15 protein-coding genes and 2 pseudogenes are annotated in these 15,648 nt (G+C 71.6%); 8 read left to right on the top strand and 9 right to left on the bottom strand.

Translation table 11 applies throughout. From position 1 onward, the window contains the following. Positions 1 to 265: 265 nt before the first annotated feature. A complete protein-coding gene (locus ACH4VX_RS09210) occupies positions 266 to 1,573 on the top strand; it encodes a condensation domain-containing protein (protein ID WP_398366735.1) in 1,308 nt (435 codons plus the stop codon). 63 nt (positions 1,574 to 1,636) lie between these two features. After that, the gene (locus ACH4VX_RS09205; protein ID WP_398366734.1) at positions 1,637 to 2,155 is read left to right on the top strand and encodes an RNA polymerase sigma factor; all 519 of its coding nucleotides are present in this window, start codon (positions 1,637 to 1,639) and stop codon (positions 2,153 to 2,155) included. 100 nt (positions 2,156 to 2,255) lie between these two features. Here ACH4VX_RS09205 and ACH4VX_RS09200 read toward each other — a convergent pair whose 3' ends face one another. Further along, a complete protein-coding gene (locus ACH4VX_RS09200; RefSeq protein ID WP_398366733.1) occupies positions 2,256 to 2,936 on the bottom strand; it encodes a PAS domain-containing protein in 681 nt (226 codons plus the stop codon). A gap of 688 nt (positions 2,937 to 3,624) precedes the next feature. On the opposite strand from ACH4VX_RS09200, the gene ACH4VX_RS09195 reads away from it, so the two are divergent. Both ACH4VX_RS09195 and ACH4VX_RS09190 read left to right on the top strand, forming a co-directional pair. Beyond that, positions 3,625 to 4,971: a helix-turn-helix domain-containing protein gene (locus tag ACH4VX_RS09195; RefSeq protein WP_398366732.1), complete on the top strand. Its 1,347-nt coding sequence runs from the start codon at positions 3,625 to 3,627 to the stop codon at positions 4,969 to 4,971. Positions 4,972 to 4,999: 28 nt separating this feature from the next. Beyond that, a pseudogene (locus ACH4VX_RS09190) lies at positions 5,000 to 5,104 on the top strand (ferredoxin reductase); the annotation flags it as partial. Positions 5,105 to 5,306: 202 nt separating this feature from the next. On the opposite strand, the gene ACH4VX_RS09185 reads toward ACH4VX_RS09190, so the two are convergent. The 4 genes and pseudogenes from ACH4VX_RS09185 to ACH4VX_RS09170 all read right to left on the bottom strand — a co-directional run bounded on the left by ACH4VX_RS09185 (position 5,307) and on the right by ACH4VX_RS09170 (position 9,156). Next, positions 5,307 to 5,810, bottom strand: a complete 504-nt coding sequence (locus ACH4VX_RS09185) for a hypothetical protein (RefSeq protein ID WP_398366731.1) — start codon at positions 5,808 to 5,810, stop codon at positions 5,307 to 5,309. A gap of 93 nt (positions 5,811 to 5,903) precedes the next feature. Next, positions 5,904 to 6,356 (bottom strand): annotated as a pseudogene (locus tag ACH4VX_RS09180) (DUF2249 domain-containing protein); the annotation flags it as partial. Between the two features lie 152 nt (positions 6,357 to 6,508). Further along, positions 6,509 to 7,930, bottom strand: coding sequence for a DEAD/DEAH box helicase (locus ACH4VX_RS09175; RefSeq protein ID WP_398366730.1), 1,422 nt, complete (start codon positions 7,928 to 7,930; stop codon positions 6,509 to 6,511). Positions 7,931 to 8,187: 257 nt separating this feature from the next. After that, positions 8,188 to 9,156: a DUF1152 domain-containing protein gene (locus ACH4VX_RS09170; RefSeq protein WP_398366729.1), complete on the bottom strand. Its 969-nt coding sequence runs from the start codon at positions 9,154 to 9,156 to the stop codon at positions 8,188 to 8,190. Positions 9,157 to 9,356: 200 nt separating this feature from the next. Between ACH4VX_RS09170 and ACH4VX_RS09165 the strand changes: the two genes are divergently transcribed. Continuing rightward, complete coding sequence (locus ACH4VX_RS09165) at positions 9,357 to 9,587, top strand: hypothetical protein (protein ID WP_398366728.1); 231 nt, start codon at positions 9,357 to 9,359, stop codon at positions 9,585 to 9,587. A gap of 134 nt (positions 9,588 to 9,721) precedes the next feature. Here the strand turns inward: ACH4VX_RS09165 and ACH4VX_RS09160 are convergent, their stop codons facing one another. Then, positions 9,722 to 10,678, bottom strand: coding sequence for an APC family permease (locus ACH4VX_RS09160; protein WP_398366727.1), 957 nt, complete (start codon positions 10,676 to 10,678; stop codon positions 9,722 to 9,724). A gap of 615 nt (positions 10,679 to 11,293) precedes the next feature. Further along, a complete protein-coding gene (locus ACH4VX_RS09155) occupies positions 11,294 to 12,145 on the bottom strand; it encodes a hypothetical protein (RefSeq protein WP_398366726.1) in 852 nt (283 codons plus the stop codon). Positions 12,146 to 12,421: 276 nt separating this feature from the next. Between ACH4VX_RS09155 and ACH4VX_RS09150 the strand changes: the two genes are divergently transcribed. Further along, positions 12,422 to 12,718, top strand: a complete 297-nt coding sequence (locus ACH4VX_RS09150) for a GlsB/YeaQ/YmgE family stress response membrane protein (RefSeq protein ID WP_398366725.1) — start codon at positions 12,422 to 12,424, stop codon at positions 12,716 to 12,718. A 149-nt stretch (positions 12,719 to 12,867) separates the two neighbouring features. On the opposite strand, the gene ACH4VX_RS09145 is transcribed toward ACH4VX_RS09150, so the two are convergent. After that, positions 12,868 to 13,656, bottom strand: coding sequence for an MBL fold metallo-hydrolase (locus tag ACH4VX_RS09145; protein WP_398366724.1), 789 nt, complete (start codon positions 13,654 to 13,656; stop codon positions 12,868 to 12,870). Positions 13,657 to 13,752: 96 nt separating this feature from the next. Between ACH4VX_RS09145 and ACH4VX_RS09140 the strand changes: the two genes are divergently transcribed. Both ACH4VX_RS09140 and ACH4VX_RS09135 read left to right on the top strand, forming a co-directional pair. Beyond that, a complete protein-coding gene (locus tag ACH4VX_RS09140) occupies positions 13,753 to 14,355 on the top strand; it encodes an ABATE domain-containing protein (RefSeq protein ID WP_398366723.1) in 603 nt (200 codons plus the stop codon). A gap of 155 nt (positions 14,356 to 14,510) precedes the next feature. Then, entirely contained in the window at positions 14,511 to 14,744 is a 234-nt protein-coding gene (locus ACH4VX_RS09135; protein WP_398366722.1) for a hypothetical protein, read from the top strand. Positions 14,745 to 14,771: 27 nt separating this feature from the next. Here the strand turns inward: ACH4VX_RS09135 and ACH4VX_RS09130 are convergent, their stop codons facing one another. Then, positions 14,772 to 15,611: an endonuclease/exonuclease/phosphatase family protein gene (locus tag ACH4VX_RS09130; RefSeq protein WP_398366721.1), complete on the bottom strand. Its 840-nt coding sequence runs from the start codon at positions 15,609 to 15,611 to the stop codon at positions 14,772 to 14,774. Positions 15,612 to 15,648: the final 37 nt, after the last annotated feature.

Raw genomic sequence — 15,648 nt, 5'->3', positions numbered from 1 at the left:
GCACAGGCCGGGTCAAGGCGAACCGGCCCGCCGGCCGGCGATTCAGGGATTTCCCTGAAATCCGCCGGGCCAGGGAGTGCGGACCGCTGCTCAACTTCTAGGGAAATCACGCGAGTTCCCCGCCCGGGGGCCTCTGGGCTGGATTCCGCCGTGCACCGCCGTGCACCCTCGAAAAGCCCCCTACCTCCCCGCGGACCACCGCGGTGGCAGACCCGTCCCGGGGCCGTGGACTTCCGGAACGAACGACGGAAAGAAGGCTGACGGCATGCACCGTGCGCTGTGTCCGGTCGAGACGCTCTACGTGGGCCAGAGAAGCAGGGCCGTGCTGTCCTGCACCCTGCGTGGACCGGTGGACGTCGCGGCACTGTCGGCCGCGTTCGACGCCACGGCCGAGGCGAACCCGCCACTGCGCTCCCGCATCGGACAGGACGGGGCGGGGTACCTGTTGCGCGTCCTCGATGCCGACGAGCGGCCCCGGCTGATCACCCGGACCGGCGACGAGGCCGAGGCCTACGCGGCGGAGCTGAACAGGCCACTGCCGCTCGGAGGTCCCCTCAGCCGCGCCGTCCTGGTCAGCGCACCGGGCGGGGACCGCCACCTCTTCGTGCTGGTGATCGACCACACCATCACCGACGGCCACAGCAGCATCGCGCTGCACAACGCCCTGTGGGACCGCTACCGGCAGTTGGTCGAGGGGGGCACCGGCGAGAGCGCCGATCCGGAGGGCCCCCGCTGGCCGGAGCCGGTGAGCCGGCTGCTGCCTGCCGTCGACGACGCCGACACGGCGAAGTACCTGGACGGCCGCCTGGAGGAGATACGGCGCCACCCGGTCGAACTGGTCCCCTACGACGCCGCCCTCGGCGAGGGGACCGACGCCGGCGGGCACATCGAGGTCCGCAGGATGACCCTGGACGCGGACCTCACCTCACGGCTGCGCCGGACGGCGCGCGCCTCGGGCGTCTCGGTGCACGCTCTGATCTCCGCGACCCTTCTGGTGACGGCGAGACGGCGGCTGCCGGGGGACGACGGAGCCCGCACGCTCGGCTGTCTCTCCCCCGTCGACCTGCGCTCGCGGCTGTCCCCGCCGCTGCCCGCCTCCGCCCCGGTCCCCGCGGTCACCACCCACCTGCAGACCCTTCAGGTGCCCGCGAGCTCCGAGCCGTTGGAGGTGGCCCGTGCCGTGCACGCCCGTCTCAGCGACTTCCTCTCCCGAGGCGACCACGTGCACGAGATGCGCATCACGCCGGAGATCCGCCGCAACCCCGCCCTGCAACTGGCCACGGTGATCGCCACCAACATGGGCGTGGTCCCGGGCCCGCGCCTGCCCGGCGGGCTGCGGGCCGTCGACGTACGGCTGGTCCCGGGCCGCGAGCACTACTTCCCGCAGGCCGGTCGCAGCCCCGTCATGGCCTGCGTCGTCTCCTTCGAGGGCCGGCTCAGTATCGAGTTCCCGCACTCCACCGCCTGCTACAGCCCTGACTTCATGAGGGCGTTCCGCGACGACGTGCGCGCCGGACTCCTGGCGTTCACGGATGCGTCCGAGCCCGGGCACGCCCTGGCCGCCACCGGCTGAGTATGTCCGCGCGTTCGCCCCTTCCGACCTCGCCCGCCCGGCCGTAAGGAACCTCTGTCCGTCATGAAGACCGTCAGCGAACTCCCCTCCCCCCTCACGCTGCTCCCCCGGGCCCAGTCGGGCGACGAGCACGCGATGAACCACCTGCTGACCGCCATCACGCCCTTTGTGGCGCGTATCTGCCGGTCCATCACCCATGACGACGGCGCCGACGCCACGCAGGAGGCACTGCTCGCCGTCTACCGCGGCCTGGGATCCCTGCGCGAACCGGCGGCGTTCTACGGCTGGGTGCGCTCCGTGTCGGTCCGGGAGGCCGTCCGCACCGCCAAGCGCTACGGCACGGAGAGCTGGTGCTCCGAGGTGGAAGCTCAGCAGGAGACCAATCCCATGGACGCGGTGTACATCAGCGACGTGCTGGAACGCCTGTCGCAGGCGCACCGGCAGGTCCTCACCCTGCGTGCCTACGGGCTCAACGAGGAGGAGATGGCCGAGGTGCTCGCCCTGCCCGTGGGCACCGTCCGTTCCCGTCTCTTCCGTGCCCGCCGCCGGTTCCAGGAAGCCTGGCAGCCCTCGGCAGCGTGAGGCCGGTCCGGCCACTGCGGGGGCCGGACCGTTACGACGGCGGCCGTGGCGGTGTTTCCGCCACGGCCGCCGCGCGGGGCCCGGCAGGCCCCGTTCCGCACTACCGCACGCATTCCGGGAGGACACGCGGGGGCCACTGCCCCGCGGCGAACATCCCGAGGGCGTGTGCCCGCGCCACGAGGGCGGGCCGGTTGGGCACGTCGAAACGACGCAGCATCTGTCCGACGCGGTACTCGATGCCCTGGCGGCTCAGATACAGACGGGAGGCCAACTGCACCGTGGAATCGCCACTCGCCACACCCTCCAGCACCTGCGCGTCGAGGGCGCTGAGCACGGGCCCGCCGGTGACCGCTTCCGCCGTCCGGCGCAGGAGGACGACGACACCCACCATCTCACCAGAGGGCTGCCTGACGGCGATGGCGGTGATATCGGCATGGAAACTACGGCCGTCGCCGTCCCGGCCCGTCACCTTCTGCTTGAATCTCCGGCTACGCCCCGAGGAAAGCGCGGCACATTGTTCCCGCAAATGGCCCGGGGTCGGGGAACGGAGCAGTTCGAGGAGTCCGCGTCCGCAGATCTCTTCGGCACTCAGGCCGAATTGGCGGGCGAATTCGGGTTCCGCGGCCGTGACCGCGAGGTCCCGCGGGGAGAGGTGGGCCGTACAGGTGGCCGCCGGGGTCGCGTGGTCCTGCGCGGCGATCAGGTCGCGGCGGGCGGGAACAGCTGTGACTGCGGTCTTCTTCTTGCTGGGCGAGGCGTCGGGGAAACTCGTGGTGGCCACGGACGTACCGTCCTTCTTCCTGCACGTGGGGGGCTGGGAAGGGTGTCACGGACGCGGAGCGGACCGATGCGCCGTACCTGGGTGTCGACGAGCGCCCGGTGACGGCACGCGCCACCTCGTCGGTGGCCGGGGCCGGAGTTCCGCGTCCTTCCCGGCCGGCGGCGGGCCGTGGAGCCGGGATCGGGTCAGGTGAGGGGAGGGAGCGGCGCCGAGGCGACCGTCATCCGGGTCTGCTGGGCAACGTTGTCATCACTGCTGTTCGAGCCCGGGGTGCGGTCCCGTCGACGGGCCGCCCAAGGGCCGGGCTGGCGACACGTAAGCCCTGCCGAGACGAGAAGCGCGTTCGGCCATGGGGAGCACGAGAACCTCCACGAGACGAAGAGGGGATCGCTTGGGGGAAGCCTCCTTCGAGATTAAGGGGAGACAACCGTTGAGACAAGAGTTTGCCAGGTGACCTGGGCAACGCGTCAACTCTTCTGCGAATGGGCCGAATTCGGGCCCCGCGAACCCCCCTCACCAACAATCCCGCCGGCCCGGGACGCTGCCCACTGGAATGCGCTTACCCGCCACGCCAAACGGCTTGTCGCCCCTTGCCGCGCTCCTTAAAGTGCTGACAACTCACCTGCCCGATCGGGCAAGCGGAACCACGAATACCGCGCCGACCGGGCCACCTGACCCGAGGAGGGAGATGCTCGACCAGCCGCAGTTCGGCCGTCGGCTCAAGAGACTCCGGACCGCACGCGGCCTGAGCCAGGCCGACGTCGTCGGCGACGGCATGTCGACGGGACACCTGTCACGTCTGGAGTCCGGCGACCGGCGACCCACCGAGCGCACCGTGGCCTACCTCGCCCAGCGACTCGGCGTCGACGCTTCGGCCCTGACCGGCCCGCAGGACGACAGGTCCCTGAGCAAAGTGCTGGCCGCCGTGGCCTCGGCGCCGCCCGGGACGGACAGCACCGCGGCGCTCAGCCGCGCGGTCGAGGACGACCCCGGCGAGGACCCCGCCGCCCGCTGGCAGGCCCTGTGGCTGCTCAGCCAAGCCGCCGATCGCGACGGCGATCACCAATTGGAGCGCACACGCCTGCTGGAACTCCTGGCGCTGAGCCGCTCGTTGGGCGCCCCCGACCTCCACACCCGCTCGCTCGTCCGCTACGCGCGCTGCACACGGGCCATCGGCGACCTGGACACGGCGGAATCGGCGGCGACGGAGGCGCTCTCCCTCGCCCGCACCGCGCACCTGTGCGTGCCCGACACCCTGGCCGCCCTGCTGGAGCTGATCAACAGTGAGACGGAACTCGGCCGGTGGGAGGCGGCCTCGCAGCACGTCGACGAGTTGGACCGCGATCTGCTGCCCCGGGCCTCTGCCGTACAGGCAGCCGAGGCCCTGTGGACGGCCGCCGTGGTCAGCAGCCGCAAGGGCGACGACTCGGCCGCCATGGCCCGGCTGAACAAGGCCCTGGGTCTGCTCAAGGGCGGACGGGAGGACCTGACCGCGTGGGCCCGGCTGCGGACCGCCGCCGCCGCTGCGGCCCTGCAGATGTCACCGCCTCGGGTGGCCGCCGCGGAGGAGTGGCTGACAGAGGCCGCCTCCGTCCTCGATCTGACCGGCACGCCTGCGCAGTTCCAGGAACTGCACGCCCTCCAGGCTCATCTCGCCTTCGCACAGGGCCGGTTGGAGGACGCCGCCCTGCTCAGTCGGACCGTGCTGTCCGAGGAGGACCTGCGTCTCCCCTACCGTGACCGGGTACGGCTGTCGGCCCTCGATGGCCGGCTGGCGATCCACGCGGGCCGGGTCGAGGAGGGCGTCGCCGCGCTCCAACAGCTCGCACGACAGGCCACGCAGTCCAGGTACGTCGGCCTCGCCGCCGACGTATGGCAAGCGCTGGCCACCGCTCTGGCTGCCCGCATCCACCCCTCCGGGGCGGCCCCCTGCCAAACTCGCCCCGGCCGGTCGGGCGGACCGCGGTCCGTCCACCGGCCGGGCACTCGCGCCGGCGGGGCGGACGGCCTCGCAGAGAGCAGGGGGAAGCCGTGACGACGGCGCGATGGCCCACCGGCGCGACCTGACGGCCGGCAGCGGCATCACGCCCGTGGTGGGCATGCTGCGCGACATCGAGTTCGACGACGTCGTCATGGTCCACTGCGCGCCACAGCCGCAAGACGTGCTGGGCGGACGGCCACCGCCCGCGGCCGGGTCGTCGCTCTTTCTGCACACGGTGCTCCTTGCCGCCCGGGACGACGGTCGGACGGAGACGAACAGACACTTCCGAGTCGCTGGAACGGGTCGCCGTCGGTGATCACGAAGGGCCGACGGTCCCTCTTCACGAGAGGTGCGGGATCGAACGGTCAGCCGTCAGGAGGAAACGGGAGTCAGGAGTGGTTCGAGGAGCGGTGGGTCAGGGCGTCCGCGGTGGCCACCATCGCGGCTCCCACACCGGTGAGTGCGGCGCCCGGGCCCATGACCAGGGTCGTGAGGTGCCATGCCTGGTAGGCGGACATCAGCGAGGCGCGCAGGGACTGGCCCATGAACGCGGTCCGGCGCAGCTTGGCGAGCTTCTCGTCCTCGCCTCCGGTCGCATGCAGCTCCGCCGTGATCTCGGCGTAGGTGCGGCCGCCGGTGGCCTTGGCGAGGTTGCCCTTGGTGAACTCGGCGTAGGCGTGCGCCTCGGGGCCGGTCTCCACCCGGCGGCCGGTGTGGGTGGCGAGTTCGGCGGGCAGCCCGCGCTCGGGGAAAGTGATCTCCTGGGCGGCCAGCTCCCTGCGGATCTCCTTCCTGCCGCTGCGCCCGCGCCACAGCATGACCGGCCCGGCGACCACCAGGGCCGTACCGACCGTCCCGAGCAGGGTGCCGGCCCGACGGTGCGATCCGCCCATGACGTGTTGTCCTTCCTTGCCTGCGGGTGTGGCGGTGCGTGGACATCGGCTGAAGCGAGGGGCACGTACCGCCGCGGGGTTGGATGGCGTCGGTCAGCGGTGGCTGAGCCGCAGGCGCCAGGCTTCGGGGCCGCGTTCCAGGTACTCCGCCGAGAACACCCCCGGGTCGCGCTGCTCGATCTGCGCGAGCAGCGGCAACGGGTCGTGAGGGGCGATCAGCACCATCGCGGTACCCGCCGGGACGGCGTCGAGCGCGCCGAAGACCGTGGCGTGACGAATGGCGTGCGGGACGTCCCTGACGTCCAGTTCGGCCAGTGCGTCGTACTTGTGGGCGCCGAGTTTGTGGAACGGCAGGACGTCCACCCGGTCGACGTTGCCCAGGCCGGCGAGGAAGCCTCCGAGGCCGTCGACGGCGGTCGGGGCGTCGGTCCAGCCGGGCACCAGGACGTAGCGGATCCACGCCGGGACGCCGAGCCGGCCCAGGCGGGTGGCGAAGTTCAGCGTCGGGGCGAGGTCGTCGCCGGTCAGTTTCCGGTAGGCCCGGACACCGAGGTTGTAGAGGGTCCGGAGGAAGCGGAAGGACGTGCGGGTGACCAGCGGGCGGCCATCGGCGCCACGATCACTGCTTGGACCGCTGTGCGGGTCGACTGATGTGCACGGGCGGACGCGGGCAGGGATCGCTGTCGCTGGAGCCGGGCTCAGCCGCCGCGCCGCACCCGGGCCGCCCTGCGGGCCTCCGCCAGCTTGCGGGCCTCGCTGCTCTTGCGGGACGGCCTGCCACCGGAGCCGCTCTTCACGTCCTTGGCACTGCCCAGGCCGCGGAACGGGGCGTTGTGGTTCTTGGGACGCGGTACGGCCGGCCCGCCGTCGAGAGGCTCTCCGGAGGGGGCCTTGGCGCCGGTGATCCGGCTCAGCTCCGCCTCGCCGGACCGCACTTTGATGACCTTGGGAGCGACCTGGGCCTCCGCCATGACCTGGCTCGTCTCGCGGCGCTGTCCCGACAGGACGAGTGTCACGACGGTGCCGGAGCGCCCGGCCCGAGCCGTGCGGCCCGCGCGGTGCAGATAGTCCTTCGGGTCGGTGGCCGGGTCGACGTTGACCACGAGGTCGAGGTCGTCGACGTGCAGGCCGCGTGCGGCGACGTTCGTCGCCACCAGCGAGGTGACCTGCCCGTTCTTGAACTGGGCCAGGGTCCGGGTGCGCTGCGGCTGGGACTTCCCGCTGTGCAGGGCGGCGGCGGCCACGCCGCTGGCCCGCAGATGCCGCGTGAGCTGGTCGACACCGTGCTTGGTGTCCAGGAACAGCAGGACGCGGCCGTCCCGGGCGGCGATCTCCGTGGTCACGGCGTACCGGTCCGGGCCGTGCACGACGAAGACGTGGTGCTCGATCCCGGAAACCGCGCTGGAGGAGGGGTCCACGGAGTGGACGGCGGGGTCACGCAGGTATCGCTGAACCAGCTGGTCGACGTCGCGGTCGAGGGTGGCGGAGAACAGCATCCGCTGCCCGTCGGAACGCACCTGGTCCAGGATCTCGGTGACCTGCGGCAGGAACCCCATGTCACACATCTGGTCGGCCTCGTCCAGGACCACGGTGCGCACCCGTCCCAGTCGGCAGCCCTTGCGCTCGACGAGGTCGTGCAGCCGGCCGGGCGTGGCGACGACGATCTCGGCGCCGTCCCGCAGCACGGCGGTCTGCCGTCCGATGGACACTCCCCCCACCACGGTCGCGAGCCGCAGCCGCAGCGCCTCGGCGTACGGGGTGAGCGCCTCTCCGACCTGTTGCGCCAGCTCCCTGGTGGGCACCAGAACGAGCGCCAGCGGCTCTTTGGGCTGCGCGCGCTGCCCGGCCGTCCGGGCGAGCATCCCCAGGCCGAAGGCGAGCGTCTTGCCGGATCCTGTGCGGCCCCGGCCCAGGACGTCCCGTCCCGCGAGCGCGTTCGGCAGTGCCGCCGCCTGGATGGGAAAGGGCACGGTCACACCGTGATCGTCCAGCGCCCGCAGAATCTCGGCCGGCAGCCCCAGCTGCGCGAAGGACGCCGCCGCGGGCAGCGCCGGAGCAGCCCCCGGCGCCTCGGACGCATGGTCCTGCCGCCGGGCATCGCCACGTACTGATTCGCTCACAGAAAGCCTTCCTCCGAAGGGGACCGTACCGAGGAAGGCGCGGCGGGGACGCGGTCGCCGGCCGGGGACACCGAACGGAACACCGACACAGCGACGCTGCAAACAGCCAACGCTAGCACGCATCGACACCCGGCGCGGCCCCGCCCACCAACGGCCGACCGGGGCCGGCGGCCCGACCGGGCGGTTCTCGGCCCCGGCAAGCTCCGCTCCGGACCGCACACCGACCGCCGTCGCCCGGAGCGCGGCCGGTCCGGTCGCTAGTGGGGGAAGGTGCGGGGCGGGCGGGTCACCGTGGATTCGCGGAACTCGGCGATTCGGGAGTGGACCTGACGCATCAGATGGGTGTCCTCGATCCGGTCCAGGTAGAGGCACCGGGCAGCCAGGCCCGGCAGGTCGAAGGCGAAGTACAGGGACATCAGCGGGTTCACGAACAGCTCGCTGCCCCGGGTGCGGTCGGTGAACCGGACGTCGCCGAACGAGCCGCGCACGGCCGCCGCGATCGAGCCGTTCACGATGCTGGGGTGCTCGGGGGTGTGGTGCTGGGCGTGTGCCACCGCGTCCAGGTACAGGGCGCCTTCACGGGTGGCGCGCGGTATCGAGAACGCGCCGAGGTACGCGCCGTCGCGCTCCAGTGCGGCGATGTTCTCCAGGACCTGTACGTGGTTCACGCCGTGGTGGGCGTCCACGCCGAAACCGACCGACACCACGACCCGGGTCGGTATGCCGTCCAGCGCGGCGAGCGCCGCCACGCTGGTCAGGTCCTCCTCCGGTGTGCCGAGGCCTGCTTCGTCACCGCGCAACAGGATGTCGGTGCCGCCGTCGACCAGCACCACGGCGTCGATGCCGTGCAGTTCGATCAGTGCCCGGTAAGCGGCGCGCAGCGGGCGGACGCCGGTTTGCGGGAAGGCGTACACGGTGGGCGGGTAGCCGTTCCGGCGCAGCCACTGGGCGAGGGTCCGCTCCGGGAAGTAGCTCTGGTGCGGGGCGGAGTCAGGAGTGACGACGGCGAGGTCTTCGGCAGCCCAGTTGCCGGGAGGAAGACCGGCGAGCGCGCTGAAGGAGAGGTTCGCGAGGTGCACCTCCTTTCCCTGGTGCAGGAGGGCGAGGGCCACCGGCAGGCCGGAGTAGACGTCGAAACCGCCGCCCGCGCCCGCGACGAGGATCCGTTGGGAACCGGCGAGCCGGGTGAAGAGCGGGTTGGTGGAAAGGGAGGTCACGACGATCATTGTCCTCCGGCGCCCTCCGGTCGTGCTGCCCTGTGCGGGGCACAGGTGCGCAGAGGTGTCGCGGGAAGCCCGCGGCCCGGTGGCGGAAGGGCCGGCCGGGGCCCGAGCACCTGCCGCGAACCGGCAACAGGTCCTCGGGCAGCGGGCGTCGCCTCATATTCCGGGAGGCACGCGGACCGGGCGTGCGACCATGCCGTTCCATGACCCCACGCGACCCGAAGGCCGAGATACGGGAACTCCTCCACGAACTCTGCGTCGATCTCGGCTTCTGCCTCCCGCCCCACGAACAGCAGCGTCTGCAGGAGGCACCACCCGCCGACGCGGACAGCTTCACCGACGCCGTGTTCGCCGCCGAGGGAATGAACCCCCGCCTTCACACGCGACTGTGGCACCAGGTACGGGAAAGGATCGACCGGCGCATGCACGGATGAGGAAACCCCGGGGCGGACGGACCGGGCCGGCGGGGCCGTCTGCCCGGACGGCTCTCCGGCCGGGCAGGTGGCGGACACTCGAAGGGACTCCGGAGGCCCTGCGCGACCACGGATGCCGTGCGAGGAACGTCCTTTCAGCGCGAGGTCATGGCGGACTCCTGGGTGTCGGGCCGGAGTTCGGGTGCGGGACGGCAAAAGCCCCTGGTGATGACGGCGAGGTAGACGACGCCGATGGCGAGCCAGAGAAGTCCCAGTCGGGTCGTGGTGGAGCCGAGCTGGGTGATCAGGCAGACGTCGACGGCCGCGCCGGCCAGGGGGAGGACCAGGAAGCCGAGCGGTGAGGGGCGGTTTCCGGAGCGCCATTGCCGTACGGCGTGGGCGATGACGCAGATGTTGACCAGGGTGAAGCCGAGGAACGCGCCGAAGTTGATGAACGAGGTGGCGTCGGCCAGGGACAGGTTCATCGCCAGCAGCGCGACCGCGGCCACGACGAGGACGTTCGGCACCGGGGTGAGCAGCTTGGCGTGCAGGCGTCCGAAGACGGGGCGGGGAAGGACGTTGTCACGGCCCATGACGAACATCAGGCGGCTGGTGCCGGCCTGGATGGCGACGCAGGAGGCGAAGCCGCCGAGCATGGTGATGGTGTCCGCCACGTCGGCGAAGCCCTTGCCGCCGACGAGGGTGGAGACGGCGTAGCCGGCCGAGGACTCGTCGGCGAAGGTGCCTCCGGGGTGGGCCCACCGCATCACGAAGGAGAGCGCCACGGAGATCACGCCTCCTGTCAGCACGGTGAGGACGATGCCGCGCGGGATGGTCCGCCGGGGATCCTGTGCCTCCTCGCTGAGGGTGCTGACGGCGTCGAAGCCGAGGAAGGCGTAGGCGGCGACGGCCGCGGCCGCGGTGATCGCCGAGATGCTGGTGGTGCTGTTCCAGAGCGCGTGTCCGGCCGCCGCGGTCCCACCGTGGTCGAAGCCGTGGCGGACGCAGAGCACGGCCAGGACCAGCAGGCATCCGGTGACGGCGATCAGCAGCGTCTTGTTGACCTTGTCGGCCACCTTGAGGCCGATGATGTTGACGGCGGTGGCCGACACGATGTTGATCCCCGGCCCGCTCCGGCCCGCCCGGTGAGGCGGCACACGAGCGAGGCACCGTACAGGCCCACGGCCGTCGTGCCGACCACGGCGTGCACCAGCCCCGCCCTCGTCCGCTGACGGTGGAGTTCCACCCGGTCGACCGCGCCCGCCGAGGCGGCGGGGCCGGCCGCCATCAGCCCGACGCCGGGCCGCAGGTCGAGTACCGCGGCGGACATCCAGGTGCCGGTCGGCACCTGCACCGTCGAGGGGTGCAACGGATGGCCGGGCCGTCTGCCGTGCAGCACGTCCCGGGCGGGGCCGAACGGCAGCACCCGCGCCCCCTGCCGAGCACCTCGATCAGCCACAGCACTCGGTTCCGCCGCATGCGGCGGCGACCTGGCTTCTGCTCATGAGCGCAGGGTGCCGCCCCCAAGGACCGGGGCAAACAGCGGCTTTGGTGGCCCTGTCGGCAGACAGCGGGCAAGGGCACCGCGCCTCACCCCGCTCCGCCGCGGCCCCGGTGCCGGCCCGAGGACCGGCACCGTCCACGGCACCGAAATCCGCGTCCGTCGTCCGTCGTCCGGCCGCCGGACGCAGGACGGGGGCGGCCGACGCCGGCCGGGGTTCTGCTGCTCAGCTCTGCTGGAGGGCCTTGTCCGTCATGTCGGCCACCTGCCCGGCCGGCGGGGCCTCGGCGTCGACCTCGGTGCCGAAGTCCGAGAACTCCATCACGGTGCTCATCTTGAGCTGTTGCGGCGCCGCGCCGGTGTCCGGCTTCGCGGAGGCGGAAGCCGCGGTCCTGACGGTCATGTCCATCTGCTGACGACGGAGCCGGCCCTCGTCGTCGAGCCAGACCTGCATCGGCAGCGTCGGGCCGAGCTGTTCGCGCATCCGGTCACCGCCCGGCAGCCTGGTCACGTCCACCGAGACCCGGTAATGGGTGGTGTTCACGCCGTCGATCTTCTCGGTGCCGACCTCTGTGACGTCCTTGTCGGTGATCGCCTTGGCATAGGCCGCGGTCCGGGCCGGGTCACCGATCCGCTGGTTGTTCACGCCCTCCTGGGCGGCGACCTTCCGCAGGTCGATCTTGGCCCAGGGCTTGCCGCCCGGAGCGTCCCGGCCCGGGGTCTTCTGGTACAGGACCTCGTCGACCACGCGTTGCTCGAGGCTCTCGCCCTGCGCGGTGATGGTCATGACGCTGTCGCCCTCGGCCAGATCGAGGACGCCCTTGCCGTCCGACGTGACCGTCTCGCCCTCCGCGGCGAGCTTCATCCTGACCGTCATCCGTGCCGACTCGGCTTCGGCCGTCTTGTCGTAGGCCGCTCGCACCGCCGTCGTGTCCCGGTCCTCGTCGTTCCTGCTCGCGCTCGGCGACCCGCCGTCCTTCGCGCCCGTCGGCTCATTGCCGTCCCCACACCCCGTCAGGACACTCCCCATGACCGCAGCGACCGTGATCGCGCCGGCCTTCATCACCCTGCTACGCATATGAATCCCCTGTCTCCTCGAAACTTATCGCCCGTCCCTTGCACGACAGCGATCCGGCGGCCCGTGTGCCCCTCGTAGCAGTGCGAAAACGCCCTCTTTCAGCGGGGGTTGGGGCGCGGGGCTTGATTCGGACGAGTCGCACCGACGGCATGGAACGGCGCTGCCCCACCGACAGAGCACCGCCATGAGGTCGCCCATACCGACCGCACACGAGTGAGTTAGGAGAAGCGATCCGGGGACACACGTACGACGAACCGACTGCAAGGAGAGTCTGAGATGGGCATCATCGCGTGGATAGTCATCGGCCTGCTCGCCGGAGCCATTGCCAAGGCGCTCATGCCGGGCAAGGACCCGGGCGGAATCATCATCACCATGCTCATCGGCATTGCCGGAGGGCTCCTCGGAGGGTTCCTCGGCAAGGTGATCTTCGGGGTCGACTCGATCGACGGTTTCTTCGACCTGTCCACCTGGATCGCGGCCATCGTCGGATCCGTCGTTCTGCTGGCGCTGTACCGGGTGTTCACCGGCCGCGGGCACGGGCGCGGCCATCGCCGCGGGCACGTCCACGCATAACGGCCCGACGGTCGACGCGACCTGGCCCAGGACAAACCGACATGCCGTACGTGGGGCCCCGTCTTCGGACGGGGCCCCACGTACGGCATGTCATGATCCGCCGGACGCCTTCGCCACCGACGCCGGCCTCGTCGCGCGGTTCGGCGTGCTCAGGCGCGCTGGACCCAGTTCCGGTCCAGGCGGTCGGCCAGGCCGGCAGCCGTGAAGGCGGCTTCCAGGTCGTCGCGGCCCTCGGTGAAGTGGGCCCAACTGTCGTGGTGGACGGGGACGACGTGGCGGGCGCCGAGGATCCGGGTGGCTTCCGCTGCCTGGGCGCTGTCGAGAACGAGCAGTCCGCCGTCGAAGAGCATGGCGAAGCGGGGAGCCCCGGCGAAGAGGACGGCGGTGTCCAACGGGGCGAAACGCTCGGCGATTTCCTTGACCGCGTCGAGTGAGGCGTTGTCGCCGCTGACGTAGACCGTGGGCAGGCCGTCTCCGGTGAGTACGAAGCCGACGACCTGGCCGGTGATCGGCTCGACCTCTTCGCGGGGGCCCGGGCCGTGGACGGCGGGGACACCGGTGACGGTGACCGTGCCTCCGTCGGGCCGGTTCAGGTCGATCGACTCCCAGTCGGCCAGACCTCTGGCCGTGCCTCCCAGCCGCTGTCCGCCGCCGGGAGTGGTGAGGGTGAGTGGGACGTCGGCGAGCATGGCGCGTCCGGACGTGTCGAGGTTGTCGGCGTGCTCGTCGTGCGAGAGCAGGACCACGTCGACGGGGCCGAGTCCGGCGGGGGTGGCGGCGGAGGCCGTGGTCTTGGTCAGGGTCGGACCCGGCGAGGGGTGGTCGCCGGGTCCGTCGAAGGTCGGGTCGGTCAGAAAACGCAGGCCGCCGTACTCGAAGAGGGCGGTGGGACCACCCAGCGTGCGGACCTGGATCTGCTCGGCGTCGCGTTGGGGCATGCGGATCACTCCCGGCTTGTCACGGATGCAAGTCTCTTTTTCCGTGACTCACGATAGGGAGGTGTCACGGAAAAACGCAAGCGTTACCATGAACGCGTGGAAGAGATCGTGGTCGCCGACACTGCACCCACCGTGCTGCCCCCGGCTCCGGGCGCCGACCGGTACCGCTCGCTCGACTTCGCCGACACCACCGCGGCCCTCCCCGCCGGCCAGGGTTACGACCTGCTCGTCGCCCCCGGATCCGCCATGCGTTGGCTCGCCGCCCACGACCTGACCGCCCCGGACGTCAGGCTGTACGAGGTCTGCGCGCAGCGGATGCGCACGCTGCGCGGTCATGTGCGGGCCCTGTTCGGCGCCCGCGTCGACGGCACCGCCCCGCCCGAGCAGTCCCTGCGGGCCGTCAACGAGGCGCTCACGGCCGTGCCCACCGCTCCCCTGCTCGCCTGGGACGGAGTACGGGGACCGCGCCGCGTCCAGGCGCACCCCACCGACCAGGCCGTCAGCCACGCTCTGGCCACCCTCGCCGCCGACGCCGCCGACCTGCTCACCGGCCGGGACGCCGGCCTGCTCGCCGCCTGCGGCTCCGCACCCTGTGACCGCTTCCTCCTGCGCACCCACGGTCGGCGCCACTGGTGCTCCACCCGCTGCGGCGACCGCGCCCGCGCCGCCCGCGCCCGGCGCACCGGCACCCCGGAGTAAGGACGGCGGTGTCGGCCCGTCCGCGCCGTGGGCCCTGTTGCCGGCATACTCCCAAGTCGAGGCCGTCACCGTCGGTTTCCCGTCCGGTCCATCGTCCGATCCCCGGGTCGACCGGGCGACCATCGGTTCCCGGCGGGAGTCACACGCCCGGCACCATGACCCGCAGCAAGGACTTCCGCACCCGTTGGGGCGCCCACGACGTCCGACGCCACGGCACCGGCACCGGCACCGGCACCGGCACCGGCACCGGCACCGGCACCGGCACCGGCACTGAACGGTTCCGCTCCCGGCCGTCGGAGACCTCACCCTCGGAAGAGGGACTGCGCCTGCCCGCCTCTCCGGCCGCCACCGAAGACGTCAGCCCGGCAGGTCGGCACCCCACCGCCTGAAACCGATGTGCCGACAGTGGCGGAAACCTACCAGGCCGGGTCCACGTCGGTGTGCAGCATGTGGTGGTCCGAGTACGGGGTGGGTTCCACGCGATGCCCGAGCGGGGTGATGCCCCGCAGGAAGACGTAGTCGAACTTGCTGTGCCAGTCGGTGGTCGGTTCGCAGGCGCCGGCGTGCGAGGGACGACACCGGGGATCCGTGTCCTCGGCCAGCGCCCGGATCCGGGCCAGTTCGGGGGCGTCCGGCACGGCGTTGAAGTCTCCGAGAACGATCGCGCGGTCGTGCCGGGCGATGGCCGCGGCGAGCACGCCGGTCTGCTCCGCCCTTACCGCTTCCTGACGTCGTTCGGCGAGGTGCGTGTTGAAGACCCGTACGGACCGGCCGCCCACCATGGTGGTGACCACCATGTACCCGCGGTCCTCGGATCCTCCGTCGGGGTATTCCACGTTGACGCGGTCCGTCATCGGCGCCGCCGAGAGGATCGCCTGGCCGTAGCCTCCCGGGCTCCACGGCACTCCCCCGCAACGGCCCCAGTTCCGCAGAACCGTCCCGTACTCGACGTGGTAGACCAGCCCGTAGAGGCGCTCCAGATAGTCCCGGATCCTCTCGACGTCCCGCACGCACGCTTCCTGCATGCCGATGACCTGGGGCGCGTACGTGGCGATCTCCGCTGCCCGGTCGACGTTGCCCGTCTCGCAGGGGTTGCAGATGTTCCACGTCATGACCCGGTTCGGCACGACGTCCTTGACGGCATCGACCGGCAGTGGCCTGGCGAAGGGGGCTCCGCTCGGCGCACTGGGTCCGAGGAGCATCATGCAGGCCACGACCACGGCACCCGCGAGCAACCCCGCGCTCCTTCCGAGCACTGTCACCTCCTCGATGTGCGTGCGCCTGGGTGCACGA

It is taken from the genome of Streptomyces sp. NPDC020731 (assembly GCF_044334705.1).
Classification (GTDB): Bacteria; Actinomycetota; Actinomycetes; order Streptomycetales; family Streptomycetaceae; genus Streptomyces.
The sequence above is the reverse complement of the archived record's forward strand: the minus strand, read 5'-3'. Positions and strand labels throughout refer to the sequence as shown.

What these genes read in the sequence shown, in the direction of transcription:
- ACH4VX_RS09210 (WP_398366735.1), top strand. Translation starts at nt 266, where the DNA reads ATGCACCGTGCGCTGTGTCCGGTCGAGACGCTCTACGTGGGCCAGAGA.
- ACH4VX_RS09205 (WP_398366734.1), top strand. Translation starts at nt 1,637, where the DNA reads ATGAAGACCGTCAGCGAACTCCCCTCCCCCCTCACGCTGCTCCCCCGG.
- ACH4VX_RS09195 (WP_398366732.1), top strand. Translation starts at nt 3,625, where the DNA reads ATGCTCGACCAGCCGCAGTTCGGCCGTCGGCTCAAGAGACTCCGGACC.
- ACH4VX_RS09185 (WP_398366731.1), bottom strand. Translation starts at nt 5,810, where the DNA reads ATGGGCGGATCGCACCGTCGGGCCGGCACCCTGCTCGGGACGGTCGGT.
- ACH4VX_RS09170 (WP_398366729.1), bottom strand. Translation starts at nt 9,156, where the DNA reads ATGATCGTCGTGACCTCCCTTTCCACCAACCCGCTCTTCACCCGGCTC.
- ACH4VX_RS09165 (WP_398366728.1), top strand. Translation starts at nt 9,357, where the DNA reads ATGACCCCACGCGACCCGAAGGCCGAGATACGGGAACTCCTCCACGAA.
- ACH4VX_RS09155 (WP_398366726.1), bottom strand. Translation starts at nt 12,145, where the DNA reads ATGCGTAGCAGGGTGATGAAGGCCGGCGCGATCACGGTCGCTGCGGTC.
- ACH4VX_RS09150 (WP_398366725.1), top strand. Translation starts at nt 12,422, where the DNA reads ATGGGCATCATCGCGTGGATAGTCATCGGCCTGCTCGCCGGAGCCATT.
- ACH4VX_RS09145 (WP_398366724.1), bottom strand. Translation starts at nt 13,656, where the DNA reads ATGCCCCAACGCGACGCCGAGCAGATCCAGGTCCGCACGCTGGGTGGT.
- ACH4VX_RS09135 (WP_398366722.1), top strand. Translation starts at nt 14,511, where the DNA reads ATGACCCGCAGCAAGGACTTCCGCACCCGTTGGGGCGCCCACGACGTC.